At 64.8% G+C, this 18,097-nt stretch carries 17 protein-coding genes; 11 read left to right on the top strand and 6 right to left on the bottom strand.

All coding sequences use genetic code 11. The features are described 5' to 3' along the window. The first annotated feature begins 5 nt into the window (after nucleotides 1-5). Genes BMX78_RS19535 through BMX78_RS19520 form a run of 4 tightly spaced genes read left to right on the top strand, consistent with a single transcriptional unit; the run spans nucleotide 6 to nucleotide 3,716 of the window. Entirely contained in the window at nucleotides 6-839 is an 834-nt protein-coding gene (locus tag BMX78_RS19535) for an exodeoxyribonuclease III (RefSeq protein ID WP_091423259.1), read from the top strand. 19 nt (nucleotides 840-858) lie between these two features. Continuing rightward, nucleotides 859-1,902 carry a tryptophan--tRNA ligase gene (gene trpS, locus BMX78_RS19530; protein WP_091423175.1) on the top strand — a complete coding sequence of 348 codons (1,044 nt, stop codon included), beginning with the start codon at nucleotides 859-861 and terminating at the stop codon, nucleotides 1,900-1,902. 4 nt (nucleotides 1,903-1,906) lie between these two features. Continuing rightward, a complete protein-coding gene (locus BMX78_RS19525; protein WP_286139178.1) occupies nucleotides 1,907-2,608 on the top strand; it encodes a 2'-5' RNA ligase family protein in 702 nt (233 codons plus the stop codon). Nucleotides 2,609-2,666: 58 nt separating this feature from the next. Beyond that, the gene (locus tag BMX78_RS19520) at nucleotides 2,667-3,716 is read left to right on the top strand and encodes a YihY/virulence factor BrkB family protein (RefSeq protein ID WP_091423169.1); all 1,050 of its coding nucleotides are present in this window, start codon (nucleotides 2,667-2,669) and stop codon (nucleotides 3,714-3,716) included. 11 nt (nucleotides 3,717-3,727) lie between these two features. Here the strand turns inward: BMX78_RS19520 and BMX78_RS19515 are convergent, their stop codons facing one another. Then, a complete protein-coding gene (locus BMX78_RS19515) occupies nucleotides 3,728-5,992 on the bottom strand; it encodes a hypothetical protein (protein ID WP_502686314.1) in 2,265 nt (754 codons plus the stop codon). A 212-nt stretch (nucleotides 5,993-6,204) separates the two neighbouring features. Between BMX78_RS19515 and BMX78_RS19510 the strand changes: the two genes are divergently transcribed. Then, nucleotides 6,205-7,506, top strand: a complete 1,302-nt coding sequence (locus BMX78_RS19510) for an ABC transporter substrate-binding protein (protein ID WP_091423163.1) — start codon at nucleotides 6,205-6,207, stop codon at nucleotides 7,504-7,506. Nucleotides 7,507-7,544: 38 nt separating this feature from the next. Here the strand turns inward: BMX78_RS19510 and BMX78_RS19505 are convergent, their stop codons facing one another. From BMX78_RS19505 to sdhC, 5 genes are all read right to left on the bottom strand, one after another. After that, nucleotides 7,545-8,315 (bottom strand): alpha/beta hydrolase family protein, encoded by a 771-nt coding sequence (locus tag BMX78_RS19505; protein WP_091423161.1) that lies wholly within the window; start codon nucleotides 8,313-8,315, stop codon nucleotides 7,545-7,547. A gap of 101 nt (nucleotides 8,316-8,416) precedes the next feature. Beyond that, on the bottom strand, nucleotides 8,417-9,199 hold the full coding sequence (locus BMX78_RS19500; RefSeq protein WP_091423158.1) for a succinate dehydrogenase iron-sulfur subunit: 783 nt from the start codon (nucleotides 9,197-9,199) through the stop codon (nucleotides 8,417-8,419). A 1-nt stretch (nucleotide 9,200) separates the two neighbouring features. After that, nucleotides 9,201-11,000 (bottom strand): succinate dehydrogenase flavoprotein subunit, encoded by a 1,800-nt coding sequence (sdhA, locus tag BMX78_RS19495; RefSeq protein WP_091423156.1) that lies wholly within the window; start codon nucleotides 10,998-11,000, stop codon nucleotides 9,201-9,203. A gap of 109 nt (nucleotides 11,001-11,109) precedes the next feature. Continuing rightward, nucleotides 11,110-11,571 (bottom strand): succinate dehydrogenase hydrophobic membrane anchor subunit, encoded by a 462-nt coding sequence (locus BMX78_RS19490; protein ID WP_091423153.1) that lies wholly within the window; start codon nucleotides 11,569-11,571, stop codon nucleotides 11,110-11,112. Between the two features lie 2 nt (nucleotides 11,572-11,573). After that, nucleotides 11,574-11,954 (bottom strand): succinate dehydrogenase, cytochrome b556 subunit, encoded by a 381-nt coding sequence (gene sdhC / locus BMX78_RS19485; protein ID WP_015936418.1) that lies wholly within the window; start codon nucleotides 11,952-11,954, stop codon nucleotides 11,574-11,576. A gap of 264 nt (nucleotides 11,955-12,218) precedes the next feature. Here sdhC and BMX78_RS19480 point away from each other — a divergent pair, with 264 nt between their 5' ends. The 6 genes from BMX78_RS19480 (at nucleotide 12,219) to BMX78_RS19455 (ending at nucleotide 18,007) form a co-directional block, all read left to right on the top strand. Further along, complete coding sequence (locus BMX78_RS19480) at nucleotides 12,219-13,352, top strand: mannose-1-phosphate guanylyltransferase (RefSeq protein ID WP_091423150.1); 1,134 nt, start codon at nucleotides 12,219-12,221, stop codon at nucleotides 13,350-13,352. Nucleotides 13,353-13,427: 75 nt separating this feature from the next. Beyond that, nucleotides 13,428-14,627 carry an amidohydrolase gene (locus BMX78_RS19475; protein WP_091423146.1) on the top strand — a complete coding sequence of 400 codons (1,200 nt, stop codon included), beginning with the start codon at nucleotides 13,428-13,430 and terminating at the stop codon, nucleotides 14,625-14,627. A gap of 101 nt (nucleotides 14,628-14,728) precedes the next feature. Continuing rightward, nucleotides 14,729-15,163 carry a MarR family winged helix-turn-helix transcriptional regulator gene (locus BMX78_RS19470; protein WP_091423143.1) on the top strand — a complete coding sequence of 145 codons (435 nt, stop codon included), beginning with the start codon at nucleotides 14,729-14,731 and terminating at the stop codon, nucleotides 15,161-15,163. 37 nt (nucleotides 15,164-15,200) lie between these two features. Beyond that, a complete protein-coding gene (locus BMX78_RS19465) occupies nucleotides 15,201-15,629 on the top strand; it encodes an organic hydroperoxide resistance protein (protein ID WP_091423139.1) in 429 nt (142 codons plus the stop codon). Continuing rightward, on the top strand, nucleotides 15,626-16,642 hold the full coding sequence (locus BMX78_RS19460) for an NADP-dependent oxidoreductase (protein WP_091423136.1): 1,017 nt from the start codon (nucleotides 15,626-15,628) through the stop codon (nucleotides 16,640-16,642). Before BMX78_RS19465 ends, BMX78_RS19460 begins: the two co-directional genes overlap by 4 nt. Before the next feature lie 255 nt (nucleotides 16,643-16,897). Beyond that, nucleotides 16,898-18,007 carry a BMP family lipoprotein gene (locus tag BMX78_RS19455; protein WP_502686313.1) on the top strand — a complete coding sequence of 370 codons (1,110 nt, stop codon included), beginning with the start codon at nucleotides 16,898-16,900 and terminating at the stop codon, nucleotides 18,005-18,007. Nucleotides 18,008-18,097: the final 90 nt, after the last annotated feature.

The following is an 18,097-nucleotide window of genomic DNA, read 5'->3' as shown; positions in this document are numbered from 1 at the left end:
AGCGGGTGAGCTCGGCATTGAAGAAGGACCACCTTCGCATCGCATCCGTCAACGTCAATGGCCTTCGGGCTGCCTACAAGAACGGTATGGCGGCGTGGCTGGAGCCGCGCGAAGTGGACATCCTCTGCCTTCAGGAAGTCCGGGCGCCTGACGCCATCGTCGGCCAGTTGCTGGGCGAATGCTGGCACATCCTGCACGCCGAGGCAGAAGCCAAAGGCCGGGCCGGCGTCGCCATCGCCTCACGCGAGGAGCCGCTGGAAACCCGCAACGGCATTGGCGACGACTACTTCGCGACGGCGGGCCGCTGGGTGGAGGCGGACTTCCGTTTCGCCAATGCAGCCGGACGCCCTGTCCAGCTCACGGTGGCCAGCGCCTACGTCCACTCGGGCGAAGTGGGGACCCCCAAGCAGGACGACAAATTCCGGTTCCTGGACGCGATGAGCACCCGCCTGCCGGAGCTCACCAAGCACAGCGACCATGCCCTCGTGGTAGGGGACCTCAACGTGGCCCACACGCCCAGGGACATCCGGAACTCGAAGGCCAACGTGAAAAAAGCGGGCCACCTGCCGGAAGAACGGGCGTACTTTGACCGCTTCTTCGGGGAGGACATCGGCTGGCAGGACGTCCACCGCAACCTTGCCGGGGACGTCGACGGGCCCTACACCTGGTGGTCCCAGCGCGGGAAAGCATTCGATAACGACACCGGCTGGCGCATCGACTACCACCTGGCCACACCGGAACTGGCGGCCGGTGCCATCTCCGCCGTTGTTGACCGGGCAGCCTCGTGGGACACCCGCTTCTCCGACCATGCCCCGCTTGTAGTGGACTACCAGCTCTAAGCCAGAAGGTTTCCTCCCCATGACCAGCCAGACTTCCCCTGCCATCAAGAAGCGCATCCTCTCCGGAGCCAAGCCCACCGCCGATTCCCTGCACTTGGGCAACTACATCGGCGCCGTCCGCAACTGGGTGGACATGCAAGCCGAGTATGATGCCGTGTTCTTTATTCCGGACCTGCACGCCATCACTGTGGACTTCGATCCCGCAGAACTGGCCAAGCGGACTCGGATCGTGGCCGCCCAATACATCGCGGCCGGCATCGACCCGGACAAAAGCATCTTCTTCGTCCAGTCCCATGTGCCCGAACACGCGCAGCTGGCCTGGGCTTTGAACTGCATCACCGGCTTTGGCGAAGCGTCCCGGATGACGCAGTTCAAGGACAAGACCCAGAAGTCCGGCGCTGACGCCGCCACCCTGGGCCTGTTTGCCTACCCCACCCTGATGGCCGCGGACATCCTGCTCTACCAGACCGACCTCGTGCCGGTGGGCGAGGACCAGCGCCAGCACCTGGAGCTGACCCGGAACCTGGCGCAGCGGTTCAACACGAAATTCGGGGCAACGTTCACGGTGCCGGAAGCCACCATCGTGAAGGAACGCGCCAAGATCTACGACCTCCAGAACCCCAGCGCCAAGATGTCCAAAACAGGGGAGTCGCCCAACGGGGCCATCCAACTGCTTGAGGACCCCAAGGTCGCGGCCAAGCGAATCAAGTCCGCCGTGACGGATGCCGGTACCGATATCCGGTTCGACCAGGAGGAAAAGCCGGGGATCTCGAACCTGCTGACCATTTACTCCTCCCTTACCGGCAAGTCCGTCGCCGAACTCGAAGCGGAGTACCAGGGGAAGATGTACGGCCATCTGAAGGTTGACCTGGCAGAGGTGCTGGTGGAATTCATTACGCCGCTGCGCGACCGGACCAACGAGCTGATGGCGGATCCTGCGGAACTGGACCGGTTGCTGGCCCACGGCGCCGAGCGCGCCCGTGACATTGCGTCGGTTACCCTGGGCCAGGTCTATGAACGTATGGGCTTCCTGCCGTCCTTCTCCCTTGCAGGAGTCCGCTAGCGCCATGCCGTCCAGCAAAGTCACCGCAAGGGAAGGCTCCCACTCCATCCGGGCAGAGGGCAGGCGAGGCAACCCCCAAGGCGACCCGGCGGAGGACACCGGCGCCGCCGGGCACGCGCCGTCCCGGACGGAAGATATCAGCGTAGGAGTCATCCTGGGCTTCCCGCCGGAGGTGGCTGAGGAACTGCAGCGCTGGCGGGCTTCCTTCGGGGATCCCCTCGCAGGAGTGGTCCCGGCCCACATCACGCTGGTGACCACCACGCCTACCCGGGACTGGGAGGCTACCCGGGAGCACGTCCGGGACGTGGCCCGCCGCCAAAGCCCCTTTATGGTCACCATCGCCGGCACCGGAACGTTCCGTCCGGTTTCGCCGGTGGTGTTCATCAACGTGGAGGAAGGTTTCGAGGCCTGCGTGGACCTGCACGAGAAGCTCCAGCAGGGCCCCCTCCAGCGGGATCTTCCCTTCGCCTACCACCCGCACGTCACCATCGCCCACGATGTTGCCCCGGAGAGCCTCGATGAGGCCGAAACGGTACTGAAGAACTACAGAGCCACCTTCCCCGTGGTTAGCATGGGACTCTACGAGCACGATGCGGACGGCATCTGGCAGCTACGGGAAGAGCTGGACTTTGGGACCGAAACTGACAACGACGCCGGCACCCGATTCCCGGACGCCGCCCCGGACACAGCACCCGAAGCAGGCTGAACAACAGCCCCTCCCCACTGAACAGGCCCGGCTGAAGCTTGCCGTCATCCAGAAACGGATGGACCTGGGGAAGGCACGACGCGCCGGCGGAAGCTTCTTCGCCACCCTGATGGCGACGTTCCAATGGTTACTGGCACGGCTCAACGCCTTCCGCCCGATGCGTGCCTTCCGGCACTACACGCTCCAGCATGGTCCGCTGATGAGCGCAGGCATCGGCTTCAACATGTTTTTCTCCATCACTGGCCTGTTGACCACGGGCTTCTCGATCGCCGGTTTGGTGCTGCGGGGGCAGCCGGCGCTGCTCGACACCATCGTCGCCAGCGTGGCCCAAAGCGCCCCTGGACTCCTGAAGGTCGACGGCGGCGAAGGACTCGTGGACCCCAAGGAACTGCTCAACCCTGACGGCCTTGGCTGGACAGCCCTCGTTGGAGCGGTAGTGACGGTCATCACATCGCTTGGCTGGATTGCCGGCCTGCGCGACGGGTTGCGCGCAGTGATGGAGCTGCCTCCACTCGTGGTCAATCCAGTTCTGCTGAAGCTGCGCGACGCCGGCACCCTCCTGCTCCTGGGCATCGCCCTGGTCATCAGCGCCGGAGCTTCCCTGGTTTTTGGCACGGCGGCCGGCTGGGTTGCGGACTTCCTGCGGCTCGATGAGGCCGTGGCGGCTCCGCTGACCACCTCCATCAAGATCGCGGTCCCGCTGGTGCTGAGCTGGGTTACCGCACTCGTGATGTTCCGGCTGGCGGCCGGCCTCAAGTTGTCCCGCCGCGCACTGCTGGAAGGCACCATCCTGGCAGCATTCGGCACCACTATCCTGCAGGTCTTCAGTACCGAACTGTTGGCCGGCGCCGGCCGTAATCCCCTCCTGGCACCGTTTGCGATCATCATCGGCCTGCTGATCTGGTTCAACCTGGTCAGCCAGGTCTACCTTGTCTCTGCCGGCTGGGCCGCAGTTCGCGAGGCCGACCTGAAAGGACAATCCAGCGGGCACGACAAGGGCACCTGGGGCGCCCGGCAGGTGCAGCCCGGAAAGGTTCCGGTCCATGCTGACCATGGCTCCGCGGGCACGTCCCGGCGCCGGGGTCCTGGCGCGGCAAAACAGCGCTGAGTCCGGCAGGGCTATGGTGCGGCCACCAGGCCTTCCCATGCCACAGTCCAGCCGGGCGGGAACCCAGGGGCATGGCGGTCCGGTCCGTTATCCCACCCGGCGGCCATCAGTGCGGAGGCGGCGAGGAGCCCGCCGTTGCCCGGCAAGTACAGGGGAAGCGAATCGGTCTGGCGGTTGTGTCCGTTGGGGAGCACTGTGTTCTTGCCTGCGTCCATCAGGAGGGCATTCACGGCAGCCTCCGGATCCCCGAGGCGGGCCGCTGTCATGGCCATGACGGGGTAGTCCCAGCCCCAGGTGCTGCCCCAGTCCCAGTCAGCAAGCACGTCCGCCAGTGTTGCCCGCATAATGTCCTTGTCGATGAGGTCAGTCTCGGGCAGTACACCGAGTGCGCAAAGCATGGAAGGATGATCGGTCCGGATGGTGAACGGCTCCACGTCAATGGCAGCGTAGACGCCATCGATCACCCGCGGCTGCACCATCCCGTCGGCCACCTCCCGCCAGGCAGGGATGGGCTCGAGCCCCAGCCGTTCCCGCCAGGCAGCGGCGATCCGAAGGGCCCACTGCCAATACGCGAGCTCAAAGGTGGGGTTGGTGACTGAGCCTCGGATGCTGCCGTAGCTCTCCTGCGCAGGGATCAACGGGGGCCCCAGTTCAAATCCGCGCGCGGTGGGATGGGCGAAGCTGGCCATAAACGCGGCGGTTTCGAACACGATCTCCGCGAACTCCTCCAACACCTCAGGGCCGGGGCTTGCCCGGTACAGCAGTTCGGCCAGGTGGATGGGGTGCGGCTGCTGCCAGATAAGGAATGTCCCGATGGGGCTGGGGCTTTCCCTGCCATCCGGGCCAACCTGCTTTGGCCAGCGGACGCCGTCGAAGCCCTGGGCCCTGGCAGTCGCGCGCGAAGGTTCCAGCACGGTCGTGTACCACCGTAAGGAGGGCAGCAGGAGCTCGGGACGGTTCCAGTGGGCAAAGTGGGCAGCGTGCCACCAGTGCATTTCAAGGTGGAAGCGGCCCCGCCAGGAGTTGCAGACCAACCCTGTTTCCTGCGGCGGCAACGAGCCCGAGCAGTTAATGGCGGTCAAGTACTGCGAGAGGACAATCCGGCGCTCCAGCTCCTTCGCCCGGGGATCGTCCGCCGCCTCCAGCTCGATGGCACCGCCGGAGGACCAGAACCGGGGCCAGTAGGCTGCCGAGGCGTCGGCAATGGCGCTGCCTGGTGAAAGGCCGACGGCGGTTCCGGCCCCTGCGTCCATGTCCGGCTTTGCCGCCACCCGGGACAGCCCGGTGTCACCCCGCGGGATGCAGTCGCCGGTTCCGGCTGGGATAAAAGCAATGGCAAGGTCCATGACATCGGCCTGGTCCTGGCCCTGGGCGGCGCTGCCGGGAGCTATTCGAAGGCGGTGCTGCCCGGTCTGTTCCACCGTAAGGTCGTCACCCGTGACCACCACCTCGTAACGGGCGGCGTCCAACGTGCGCGCAATGGTCCAGCTGCTGGATCCGGCGTGCAGTCCGGACGGCGTTGGTTCCCCCAGCGTAGTGGTGTGGGCCTCCGGGCGGTCCCAGTCCGCCGCATCGTGCCAGGCCTCGGAACCGTACGGGAAATCCATGCCCACCACGAGCCCATGCCTGAGAGCCGGCGACACCACGCGCAGTCCGAGTTCGTCGCGGTCCGGATGGCAGACGGTGGTGACAGTGACCGGGTGGCCTGCCAGGGTAAAGCTGCTGCTCACCACGCCGGTCCAGAGATCAAGTGTCTGCTCGGCGTCGCGCACATCGTCCCGTGTGATTGCGCGTTCTGTTCCGTCCTCCACCAGCCGGAAGCCGATGCGGCCCAAATCCAGGCGGTGGGGGTTAGCCCTGAGCCACGTTTCCGCCCGGGAGGCATCCGTTTCCCGGTCATTAACGATGTTTCCCACCATGTCCACGTAGGGAACCGGTCCTCGAGGGGAGTCGTAGAGGACGGTGGAACCGGCGAGTCCGTACGGCTGCTCCGGGGGTGTCGAATGCCAGCCCCACTGGGCCTGCGTGCCCAGCAGGGTTCCCGCCGGGAGCTCGTCCCGTGCACCCACCGGGTAGGCGCCGGGGAGTGACTGGAGTCCGGTGAGGTCCACGGTGAAAGCGAATTCGCCGTTGCCTACGGAGACCGGGCTTCGGGGATCCAAGGTCCGCTGGCACACGTTGTGGCGCCGGACGAGTGCTTGCCTGTCGATGGCGGCGCTGGTTGCGGAACCGGCCGACGACATTCCTGGCAGGGTGGTGGTGCTTTGGCTGTGCACGCTGCACGCCCTTCCGGTGCTGGTGCTGGGCGGGGAGTGGAAACGCGCTTCATCTAGAAACCGGTTTCCGAACGGTTCCAATCCTTGTTCGCTGCGCCTGAGACTGTCAAGCCCTGGGGCCGTCTAAAGCTCGTGCGCCACCTCTTGACCCTCGGCAGGCGTCCTTGATACGTTTCACGAAATCGCTTTCTGACCCGGAAGAAGCTTGCCCAATGACGCGTAAAGTTTTAGGAAGAATCCGTAAATCCGTCGCAATGCTCACTGCACTGGGCCTTCTGGGCGTCACTGCAGGATGCTCCAGCGCCCCATCCAACCAGCCTGAGGACGGCCCTGTTGAAATCCGTTTCTCCTGGTGGGGCAACGCAGGGCGGGCGGAGCTGACCAACAAAGCCATCGCCGAATTCGAGGCCGCCAACCCCAACATCAAGGTCAAGCCCGAATACGGGGACATCGGCGGGTACTTTGACAAGCTGGCAACGCAGGTAGCGGCCAATGATGCCCCCGACGTGATCACCATGGGCGGGGCTTATCCGGCCGAATACGCCAACCGGGGGGCTCTCCTGGATCTCAGCAAGGTCAGTGGTTCCCTGGACCTGTCAAAGATGGACCAGGGCGCGCTGGAGAACGGCCAGGTCCAAGGGAAGCAGTACGGCGTATCCACCGGCGCCAATGCCTTGTCAATCGTCGCCAACCCTGCGGTCTTCCAGGCCGCCGGGGTTGCCATTCCGGATGACAGCACATGGAGTTGGGACGATTTCGCGAAGGTCGCCTCGGACGTAACCGCCAAGAGCCCCAAAGGCACGTACGGAACGGCAACGGTCCTCACCCACGATTCGCTGGACGCCTTCGCCCGGCAGCACGGCCAGTCGCTGTACACCCAGGACGGCCGGCTCGGACTGGACCAGGAAACGGTCCAGGACTATTTCGATTACAGCTTGAGGCTGAGCGAGTCCGGCGCTGCGCCCAGTGCGTCCGAGACAGTGGAGAAGCTCAACGTGAGTACGGAGCAGACCCTGATGGGCATGGGCAAAGCAGCCATGATGCTCACCTGGAGCAACTCGCTGTCCGCGCTCAGCAAGGCATCGGGCGCGGATTTGAAGCTGCTCAAGCTTCCCGGCGAAAACCCCACCCCGGGGATCTGGCTGCAGTCCTCACAGTTCTACACCATCTCCGCCCGGAGCAAGCATACGGACGCTGCCGCGAAACTGGTCAGCTTCCTGGTGAACAACGAGTCAGCCGCCAAAATCATCCAGAGCGACCGCGGGGTCCCCAGCAACTCTGAAATGCGCACGGCCATCAAGGACCTGCTGACGCCGCAGGGCAAGGTGGAGGCGGACTACATTGATGCGATCGGGAAGATGGACTTTGCCCCCACCTTCATCGGACCCACGGGATCCACTGCTGTCTCCGAGATCACGGCCCGCATCAACACTGAAGTCCTGTTCAAGCGGCTGACGCCTGAAAAGGCGGCGGAACAATGGCTCAGCGAAAGTAAGGCCGCCATCGGCAAATAACCGCGTACGCGGCCCGTTGCCCTGTCCCCGCGGGCAGGCTACTGGGCCGCGTCGAGGTATTGATCGGCCCAGGCAGCGATGATCCGTGCCGCCCGTGCCGCCTGGCCCTTCCCGGTGAGGAGGTGGTCACTGCCTTCCAGCGAGACGAAGTTTCGCGGATGCCGGGCGGTCTGGAAGATGGTGCTGGCGTTTTCGATCCCCACGGTGTTGTCCGTGGGGGAGTGCAGCACCATCAGCGGCTTGTGCAGCTGCTTGATGCAGTCCGTCAGGTCCGCGTTTTCCAGGTCCTCCACAAAATGCTTGCGGATCTCCACCCGCTTCCCGCCGAGGTCCACCTCGGCGCTGCCTTCGCTGAGGATCTTGTCCAGCGCGGCGTCGAACACGTGGGCCACGTGCTTGGGTGAGAACGGCGCCCCAACTGTAGCGACGGCGTCGAGCTCGGGAATCTCCCGTGCTGCCGCGAGCACGGCCGCGCCGCCGAAGGAGTGGCCTACCAGGAGGGAAATCTCTTTCCCTTCGCTGCGCATGAACTCGGCAGCCTTGACGGTATCGGCCACCTTGTGGCTGAAGGAGCCTGCTGACCACTCGCCGGCGGATCCGCCCAGGCCCAGGTTGTCGAACCGCAGCATACCCACGCCGCTGTCCGCCAGCGCCTTGCACATCCTCGACGCGGACGGCGCATCCTTACCCAGCGTGAACCCGTGGGAGAAGACCCCCCAGCCCTTGACCGGGCCCTCCGGAATATCAATGATGCCGGAGAGCATTTCACCGGTAGAACCGGCAAACGAGACTTTTTCGGAGCGGGACATGGCGAGCCCTTTCAGTTAAAGCAACGCGGGGTCACTTCCGGCCCAATTCCGGGGGAGGATTGGGCGCGGAGTGACCCCGCGTTGCTCACGCTTGGCAGAAACTAGATCTTGCGGGAGAGGATGGCCTGCTTGACCTCTTGGATGGCCTGGGTGACCTGGATGCCGCGGGGGCATGCTTCGGAGCAGTTGAAGGTGGTGCGGCAGCGCCACACGCCTTCCTTGTCGTTGAGGATCTCCAGGCGCATGTCGCCGGCATCATCACGGGAGTCGAAGATGAAGCGGTGCGCGTTGACGATCGCCGCCGGCCCGAAGTACTGGCCGTCGGTCCAGAACACGGGGCAGGAGGACGTGCAGGCAGCGCACAGGATGCACTTGGTGGTGTCATCGAAGCGCTCACGGTCCTCGGCGGACTGCAGGCGTTCCCGGGTGGGCTCGTGGCCCTTGTTGATGAGGAACGGCATCACTTCGCGGTAGGACTGGAAGAACGGTTCCATGTCCACGATGAGGTCCTTCTCCACCGGCAGGCCCTTGATGGGTTCCACCGTGATGGGCTTGGACGTGTCCAGGTCCTTCAGGAGCGTCTTGCAGGCGAGGCGGTTGCGGCCGTTGATGCGCATGGCATCGGAACCACAGACACCGTGGGCGCAGGAGCGGCGGAAGGAGAGGCTGCCGTCGATTTCCCATTTGACCTTGTGCAGGGCATCCAGGACGCGGTCCGTGCCGTACATGGTCAGGTTGTAGTCATCCCAGGTGGCCTCGCCGGAAACCTCCGGGTTGTACCGGCGTACGCGCAGGTGCACATCGAACGTGGGGATTTCGCCGCCACCGCCGACGCCGGCAGGCAGTTCAATCTTTGAGGCTGGCTCAGCGATTTCAGCGGTCATCTTAGTACTTCCTCACCATCGGCTCGTAGCGGGTAAAGACAACCGGCTTGGTGGCCAGGCGGATGCCGGCAATTGATTCTGCCGATCCGTCTGCCGGGGCGTGGTCGTCCTTGTACGCCATGGAGTGCTTCATGAATTTCTCGTCGTCGCGTTCCGGGAAGTCCTCGCGGAAGTGTCCGCCGCGGGATTCCTCACGGTGCAGGGCCGCCACGGTCATCACCTTGGCCAGCTCCAGCAGGAAGCCGAGTTCAACGGCCTCGAGCAGGTCAAGGTTGAAGCGCTTCCCCTTGTCCTGGACGTTGATGCGCTTGTAGCGCTCCTCGAAGGAGGCGATGTCGCGCAGGACCTGGTTCAGGGTGTCCGCGGTGCGGAACACCTGCATGTTGGCGTCCATGGTGTCCTGCAGTTCCTTGCGGATCTGGGCCACCTTTTCGTCGCCGGTGCCGTTGCGGGCGATATCCAGCAGCTCGGTGGTGTACGCCAGCGGGTTCTCCGGCAGTTCCACATAGTCGGCCGTCTTGGCGTATTCGGCTGCGGCAATGCCGGCACGCTTACCGAAGACGTTGATGTCCAGCAGCGAGTTGGTGCCCAGGCGGTTGGAACCGTGGACGGACACGCAGGCAACCTCGCCGGCCGCGTAGAGGCCAGGGACCACGGTGTCGTTGTCCTGCAGGACCTCGGTGGTGATGTTGGTGGGGATGCCGCCCATGGCGTAGTGCGCGGTGGGGAACACGGGAACGGGCTCCGTGTACGGCTCCACGCCCAGGTAGGTGCGGGCGAACTCGGTGATGTCCGGGAGCTTGGCATCGATGTGGGCCGGCTCAAGGTGGGTGAGGTCCAGGAGGACGTAGTCCTTGTTCGGGCCGCAGCCGCGGCCTTCACGGACCTCGTTCGCCATGGAACGGGCCACGATGTCACGCGGGGCCAGGTCCTTGATGGTGGGCGCGTAGCGCTCCATGAAGCGCTCACCTTCCGAGTTGCGCAGGATGGCGCCTTCGCCGCGGGCGGCTTCGGAGAGGAGGATGCCCAGGCCGGCGAGGCCGGTCGGGTGGAACTGGAAGAACTCCATGTCTTCCAGCGGGATACCGCGGCGGAAGGCGATGCCCATGCCGTCACCGGTGAGGGTGTGGGCGTTGGAGGTGGTCTTGAAGACCTTGCCGGCACCGCCGGAGGCGAACACTACGGACTTGGCCTGGAAGACGTGCAGTTCGCCCGAGGCGAGGTCGTAGGAGACCACGCCGGCAACGCGCTTCTGCTTGTACGGCGTGCCGTCTTCGCGCACTGCGTCCTCTTCGACCGTCAGCAGGTCCAGGACGTAGTACTCGTTGTAGAACTCAACGTTGTGCTTGACGCAGTTTTGGTACAGCGTCTGCAGGATCATGTGGCCGGTGCGGTCTGCGGCATAGCAGGCGCGGCGGACGGGTGCCTTGCCGTGGTCGCGGGTGTGGCCGCCGAACCGGCGCTGGTCGATCCGTCCTTCGGGCGTGCGGTTGAACGGCAGGCCCATCTTTTCCAGGTCGAGCACGGCGTCGATGGCTTCCTTGGCCATGACCTCCGCGGCATCCTGGTCCACCAGGTAGTCACCGCCCTTGACGGTGTCGAACGTGTGCCACTCCCAGTTGTCTTCCTCGACATTGGCCAGGGCTGCACACATGCCACCCTGCGCCGCACCCGTGTGCGAGCGGGTGGGGTAGAGCTTGGTCAGTACTGCTGTGCGGGCGCGTTGACCGGATTCGATCGCGGCGCGCATGCCAGCGCCACCGGCACCGACGATGACGACGTCGTACTTATGGACCTGCATACCAGACGCTCTTTCTCTCAAAATTCGCAATAAAACAACGGGCGGGCGTTGCCTGCTCCGCAAAACAAGGCCCGCGGTTTATACCCGCGGGCCCGGGAGGTTGCCGGTGCTAGGCAGGGCAGAAGCCGCCGGGCAGGGGCACGCCGTCGACGACGGGGCAAGGGTTGAAGGTGAAGATCACCAGGGTGCCCAGGACGATGATGACGACGGTGGCTGAGTAGAGGACCGTCTTCAGCCAGCGGCGGCTTGAGTCCTTCTCGGCATAGTCATTGATGATGGTGCGCACGCCGTTGGTGCCGTGCAGCATGGCCAGCCACAGCATGGCGAGGTCCCAGAACTGCCAGAACGGGTCCGCCCATTTACCGGCCACAAAACCGAAGTCGATGGCGTGGATGCCCTCGCCCACCATGAGGTTCACAAAGAGGTGGCCGAAGATCAGGACCACAAGAACCACGCCGGAGAGGCGCATGAACAGCCAGGCGATCATTTCGAAGTTGCCGCGGCTTCCGCCGGTGCGGCGGTACTGGGGCGCGATCCGCCCGCTGCGCGGGCTCTCAATCGTTGCTGACATGGCTAGTGACCTCCGAGCGCGAGGGACAGGTGGCGGATGGAGAAGGCGACCATGGTGACCACCCAGAGTCCGAGCACTGCCCAGAGCATCTGGCGCTGGTACTTGGCACCTTTCTTCCAGAAGTCCACCGCAATGATGCGCAGGCCGTTAAAGGCGTGGAAGACGATGGCCGCAACAAGGCCGGTCTCGCCCAGGGCCATGAGGGGGTTCTTGTAGGCACCGATCACCGCGGTGTAGGCCTCGGGAGACACGCGCACCAAGGAGGTGTCCAACACGTGGACCAACAAGAAGAAAAAGATCACTACACCGGTAATACGGTGTCCTACCCAGGACCACATGCCTTCACGGCCGCGGTACAAGGTGCCAGCTGGTTTTGTCGGCACTGATAAACCTCCCTGCAACACAGCGGCGCTGGCATGAGATCCACGCGGGGGGAACGCCTGCTGCGAGAGCACTCGTAGCTCAGGCCTAAATCTAGGCTTCGCTCACAGCTTATTCAATTTAGGAACTCCTTGGTGCCCAGCAACGGCAAGGATTTTCAGGATTAATGAGACAAACACCACAATCGCGCGTCCGGATGAAGTCCGGGCGCCTGCCGACAGGGCCTATAAGGGGCCCCGGCGCGCGGTCGGCTAAAGTAGGCCTTGATGAGTACAGACAAAGTGACAAGCCCGGTATCACCCCTTGACCGCTTCATTGCGGTGATCCCGGCCGGCGGCGTGGGGACCCGCCTTTGGCCCCTGTCGCGAGCCGCAGCTCCCAAGTTCCTTCACGATCTCACCGGCTCGGGCAGTACATTGCTGCGCGCCACCTATGACCGGTTGCACCCGCTGGCCGGAACCCGGGTGCTGGTGGTCACCGGCAAGGCCCACCGTGACGCCGTGTGCCGCCAGCTTCCGGAAGTCCAGGACGGCGACCTGGTCCTCGAGTCCGAACCCAAGGATTCCGGTGCCGCCATTGGGCTTGCCGCCGCCATCCTGCACGAACGGGATCCGGACACCATCATGGGTTCCTTCGCCGCTGACCAGGTGATCAGCCCGGACGACCTCTTCCAGCAGGCAGTCCGTGAGGCCATCCACACTGCCGCCGCCGGCAAGATCGTCACCATCGGCATCAAGCCCACCCACCCCTCAACAGGGTTCGGGTACATCCGTTCCGGCCAGGACCTGCACATTGACGGCGCGCCCAGTGCCCAGGACGTGGTGGAGTTCGTCGAAAAGCCGAACGAGGAAGTAGCCCAGCAGTACGTGGACAGCGGCAACTACGTGTGGAACGCCGGCATGTTCGTAGCCCCCGTTGCCCTCCTGCTCAAGCACCTTGAGGCCAACCAGCCCGAGCTGTTCCAGGGCCTGCAGGAGATTGCCCGCGCCTGGGACACTCCTGCCCGTGACGAGGTCACTGCCCGCATCTGGCCCACCCTGCCGAAGATCGCGATCGACTATGCGGTTGCCGAGCCTGCCGCCGAAGCCGGGGACGTCGCCGTCGTGCCCGGGTCCTTCCGCTGGGACGACGTCGGCGACTTCGCCTCCGTGGGCCGCCTCAACAGCGCCAAGGAAGTGGACGACGTTACCGTCCTCGGTGAGGGCGCCCGCGTGTTCACCGAGAACTCCAGCGGCGTGGTGGTGACCGACACCAAGCGCGTGATCGCCCTGATCGGAATCCAGGATGTTGTCATCGTGGATACCCCGGATGCCCTGCTGGTGACCACCATGGCCAACTCGCAGCGGGTCAAGGCCGCTGTCGACGCCCTGAAAGCCAGCGGCGACACCGACGTTCTCTAGGCAGTGGCGGTCCCTGCGATGTAACGCGGGGACCGCGATGGCCCGTAATCCGGCGACCCTCGCTAGAGTGAAGCAGTGCGCAATTACACTACGGAAGCCGAGCCCACCGCGCTGGTGGCACCCTGGCTTGAGCCGCTCCTGCCGGAACTGATCGATTTCCGCCGGGACCTGCATGCGCACCCGGAACTGTCCTTCAAGGAATTCCGGACCACGGACAAGCTGGCTGAACGGCTCGAAGCCGCAGGCCTCACCCCCCGCCGGCTGGAGGGCACTGGACTTACCGTGGATGTGGGCGAGGGGCCCATCGCCACTGCCCTCCGCGGAGACATCGATGCGCTGCCCATCATCGAGGAGACAGGCCTGCCCTTCGCCTCAAAAAACCATGGCGTCACGCACGCCTGCGGCCACGACGTCCACACCACCACCATGCTGGGCATCGCCCTGGTGCTGCACCGCATGCACCAGGACGAACCGCTTGGCGCCACCGTCCGCATCATCTTCCAGCCCGCCGAGGAAACCATGCCCGGCGGCGCGCACGCGTGCATCGAGCAGGGCGTCCTGGACGGGGTTCCCCGCATCCTGGCCCTGCACTGCGATCCGCGCATCGACGTAGGCAAGATCGGTACGCGCATCGGCGCCATCACCTCCGCCTCGGACACCATCCGGATCGAGCTCTCCGGCCGCGGCGGCCACACCTCGCGCCCGCACCTGACCGAGGACCTCGTGTTCGCCCTGGCACAGATCGCCGTCAACGTGCCGGCAGTCCTGTCCCGCCGGGTGGATGTCCGCAGCGGGGTTTCAGTGGTGTGGGGCCAGATCTCGGCCGGCTCCGCTCCGAACGCCATCCCCGGCACCGGCTACATGGCCGGAACCATGCGCTGCCTGGACCGCGAGGCCTGGCACGCCGCCGGTGAACTGCTGGACGAAGTGGTGCACCAGGTGGCCGCCCCGTACGGGGTGGACGTGCGGCTGGAGCACACCAGGGGAGTGCCGCCTGTGGTGAACTCCGAGCATGAAACAGCCATCATCGAGGCATCCGCCCGGGCCGAAATCGGTGAAAGCGCCGTGGTGCTGACTCCGCAGTCCATGGGCGGGGAGGACTTCGCCTGGTTCCTCGCGGAGCTTCCGGGCGCCATGATGCGGCTCGGCACCAAAACTCCCGGCGGCGAGGAGTACGATCTGCACCGCGGCGACTACATCCTGGACGAGCGCGCCCTGGGGCTTGGCATCCGGGTGCTCACCGCTGCGGCGCTGCGTACCATCCGGGACCTTTAGCAGCGGCGGCGCCGGCCGCCGTCGCACTTTCCAAAAACCATGCCTCCCCGGCGCGGACGCGCTAAGTTGTGCACAATCGAGTTGCACGCTATGGTTATGGCATGACTGATGCTCCACGGCTGGACCGCCAGGTGTGCTTTGCGCTTTACTCCGCATCCCGTGCCGCCACCGCCGTCTACCGGCCTGTCCTTGAGGAGCTGGGCCTGACGTATCCGCAATACCTGGTGATGCTGGTGCTGTGGGAGAGCGAGCCGCGCGGCGTGAAGGAGCTGGGCGAAGAGCTCGGACTGGACTCGGGCACCCTGTCACCACTGCTGAAGCGCCTGGAGTCCCTGGGGCTGGTGGAACGCCGCCGGTCCGGAGAAGACGAGCGGCGTGTGGCCATCCACTTGACGCCTGCCGGGCGGGAGCTGAGCGGGAACGCCGGCGCCATTCCGCAGCGGCTCGCGGACGCCGCGGGGCTCTCAGCCAAAGAACTGGACCAGCTGCGCGACACCTTGGGCCGGCTGACCGCCGCCCTGCACAACGCGCTCTGACACTGAAGATTTCAACCCATAACAGGACGGAAACACCGTGAAACCCCTTTACACTGCAGAGGCGCTTGCCTCCGGCGAAGGCCGCGACGGCAACGCACGTACCAACGACGGAAAGCTGGACGTCTCCCTCGCCAGCCCGGTAGAGCTCGGCGGATCCGGGCAGGGCACCAACCCGGAACAGCTTTTTGCTGCCGGCTATGCCGCCTGCTTCCACTCAGCATTGCGGCTGGTGGGCCGCAAGGAACGTGCCGACCTGACGGATTCCGCAGTGGCTGCCAAGGTCCACCTTGGCCAGCTGGAGACCGCGGGTTTCGGGCTTGCGGCGGAACTCGAGATCGCCCTTCCGGCGCTTGACCTGGCCACAGCTGAGGCGTTGGTAGCCAAGGCCCACGAGATCTGCCCCTACTCCAATGCCACCCGCGGAAACATCACAGTGGACATCAAGATCCTGGAGTATGCCGCATGAGCCAGCCTCTTCCTGTCGCCACGCGCGAGATCCAGCTGGCCTCCCGCCCGTCGGGCCGTCCGGTTCCGGAGAACTTCCGGCTTGCCGAGTCTCCGCTGCCGGAACTCGAGGACGGCCAGGTCCTGGTCCGGAACCTCTTTATGTCCGTGGATCCGTACATGCGCGGGCGCATGAACGACGTCAAGTCCTACTCCGCGCCGTTCGCGCTGGACAAAGCGCTCGACGGCGGCGCCGTGGGTGAGGTGATCGCGTCCCGTTCAGAACGCCACCAGGAAAGTGATGTGGTGGTGCATGCCCTGGGCTGGCGGGAGTATGCAGTGGTGGATGCTGCCGCAGCCACGCCCGCACGCACGGACCTCGCACCAGCCTCCGCTTTCCTCGGTGCACTGGGCATGACGGGACTGACGGCATACGCCGGCCTGCTCAAAGTCGCAGAGTTCAAAGCCGGGGACGCCGTCTTCGTCTCGGGCGCTGCCGGCGCCGTGGGATCACTGGTGGGCCAGATCGCCAAGGCCATGGGTGCCTCCCGGGTGATTGGTTCCGCGGGCACGTCCGCGAAGGTGGCCCGGCTGCTTGAACTCGGCTTTGACGCCGCATTCGACTACCACGACGGACCCGTGCTGGATCAGCTGCGGAAGGCCGCCGGCCCTGGCGGCATCGACGTCTACTTCGACAATGTGGGTGGCGAGCACCTGGAAGCTGCACTGGCCACGCTCAACGTCGGCGGACGGGTGGCGATGTGCGGCGCCATTGCGCAGTACAACTCCACCGAACCCACTCCGGCACCCCACAACCTGATGCTCGCCATCGGCAAGCAGCTCACACTTAGGGGCTTCCTGGTGGGCGGCCAGCGGCAGCACGCCGCGGAATTCGCCGAAAAGATGGCGGGCTGGCTCGCAGACGGCACTGTCCGCTACGACGAGACCATCGTGGACGGGCTCGAGAATGCCCCGCAGGCGTTTATGGACCTGCTCGACGGCGCCAACACCGGCAAGATGCTGGTCCGCCTCTGACGGCTGTCCGGTAGCTGAACAACAGTAGGGGGCGGCACCGGGTGCGGCCCCCTACTGATTGGTAACAACTTGTAAACAATCTCCGGAATGGGGTCCTGGTGTGCTACGGGGACGTGGCGCAGGCCACTAAAGTAGGTGCCATCAGTGCGCTCCGGCGCAGTGCTGCGGGCTGTCAGTGAAAACAGAATTTCAGTGCAGAAACGGACACTCATTGAATTCGAGCCGTAGCGCCACTCTCTTCATCCTGGAGGAAAATTGAAGACATCACTGCGTGCACAATTCAAGCGCGGTTCCATGGCAGGCCTGGCTACCGTCAGCGCCTCTGCCCTTCTGTTGACCGCCTGCGGCGCAGCCCCTGAAGCCGGAAGCACCTCATCCGCCGGGGCCAGCGACTACACCGGCTGCATCGTCTCCGACTCCGGTGGATTCGACGACCAGTCCTTCAACCAGTCCTCCTACGAGGGTCTGAAAAAGTCCGAGAAGGACCTGGGGATCAAGGTCAACCAGGTGGAGTCCAAGACCAACAACGACTTCGAGCCCAACCTCCGCGCTATGGTCACGGCAGGATGCGACCTGACCGTCACCGTCGGCTTCCTGCTGGGTGACGCCACCAAGAAACAGGCCACTGACAACCCGGACAGCCACTTCGCTATCATCGACTTCGGCTACGCGACCCCCATCAGCAACGTCAAGCCGATCATCTACGACACCGCCCAGGCAGCGTTCCTGGCCGGCTACCTGGCAGCCGGCACCACCAAGACCGGCACGGTGGCCACTTTTGGCGGCATCAAGATCCCCACCGTCACCATCTTTATGGACGGCTATGCCGACGGCGTGAAGTACTACAACCAGCAAAAGGGCAAGGACGTCAAGCTCCTTGGCTGGAACAAAGAAGCCCAGGACGGCAGCTTCACCGGCGACTTCGAGAAGCAGGACGTGGGCAAGCAGCTCACCCAGAACTTCCTGGACCAGGGCGCCGATATCGTGATGCCGGTGGCTGGCCCGGTGGGCAAGGGAGCCGGTGCGGCGTTGAAGGAAGCCAAGGCAGCGGGCAAGGACGTCAAGCTGATCTGGGTTGACTCCGACGGCTACCTCACCGCACCCGACTACAAGGACATCATGCTGTCCTCGGTGATGAAGCAGATGGGCGAGGCCGTGGAAACCGTGGTCAAGGAGGACAAGGACGGCAAATTCAGCAACACCCCGTACGTTGGCACGCTGGCCAACGACGGCGTGCAGCTGGCCCCGTTCCACGACCTTGAGTCCCAGGTCCCGGCGGACCTGAAGTCCGAACTGGACCAGATCAAGAAGGACATCGTGGACGGCAAGCTGAAGGTCGAGTCGGCAGCCAGCCCCAAAGCCTGACCCTGCATGTAGCGCCGCCGCCCGGCTGGTCGATGATCGGCCGGGCGGCGGTGCTTTTTGCTGCTGCCTGCCGCTTTTGGGCTACCGCCC

Origin of the sequence: Arthrobacter sp. OV608 (assembly GCA_900110595.1) — a bacterium.
GTDB lineage: Bacteria > Actinomycetota > Actinomycetes > Actinomycetales > Micrococcaceae > Arthrobacter.
The sequence above is the reverse complement of the archived record's forward strand: the minus strand, read 5'-3'. Positions and strand labels throughout refer to the sequence as shown.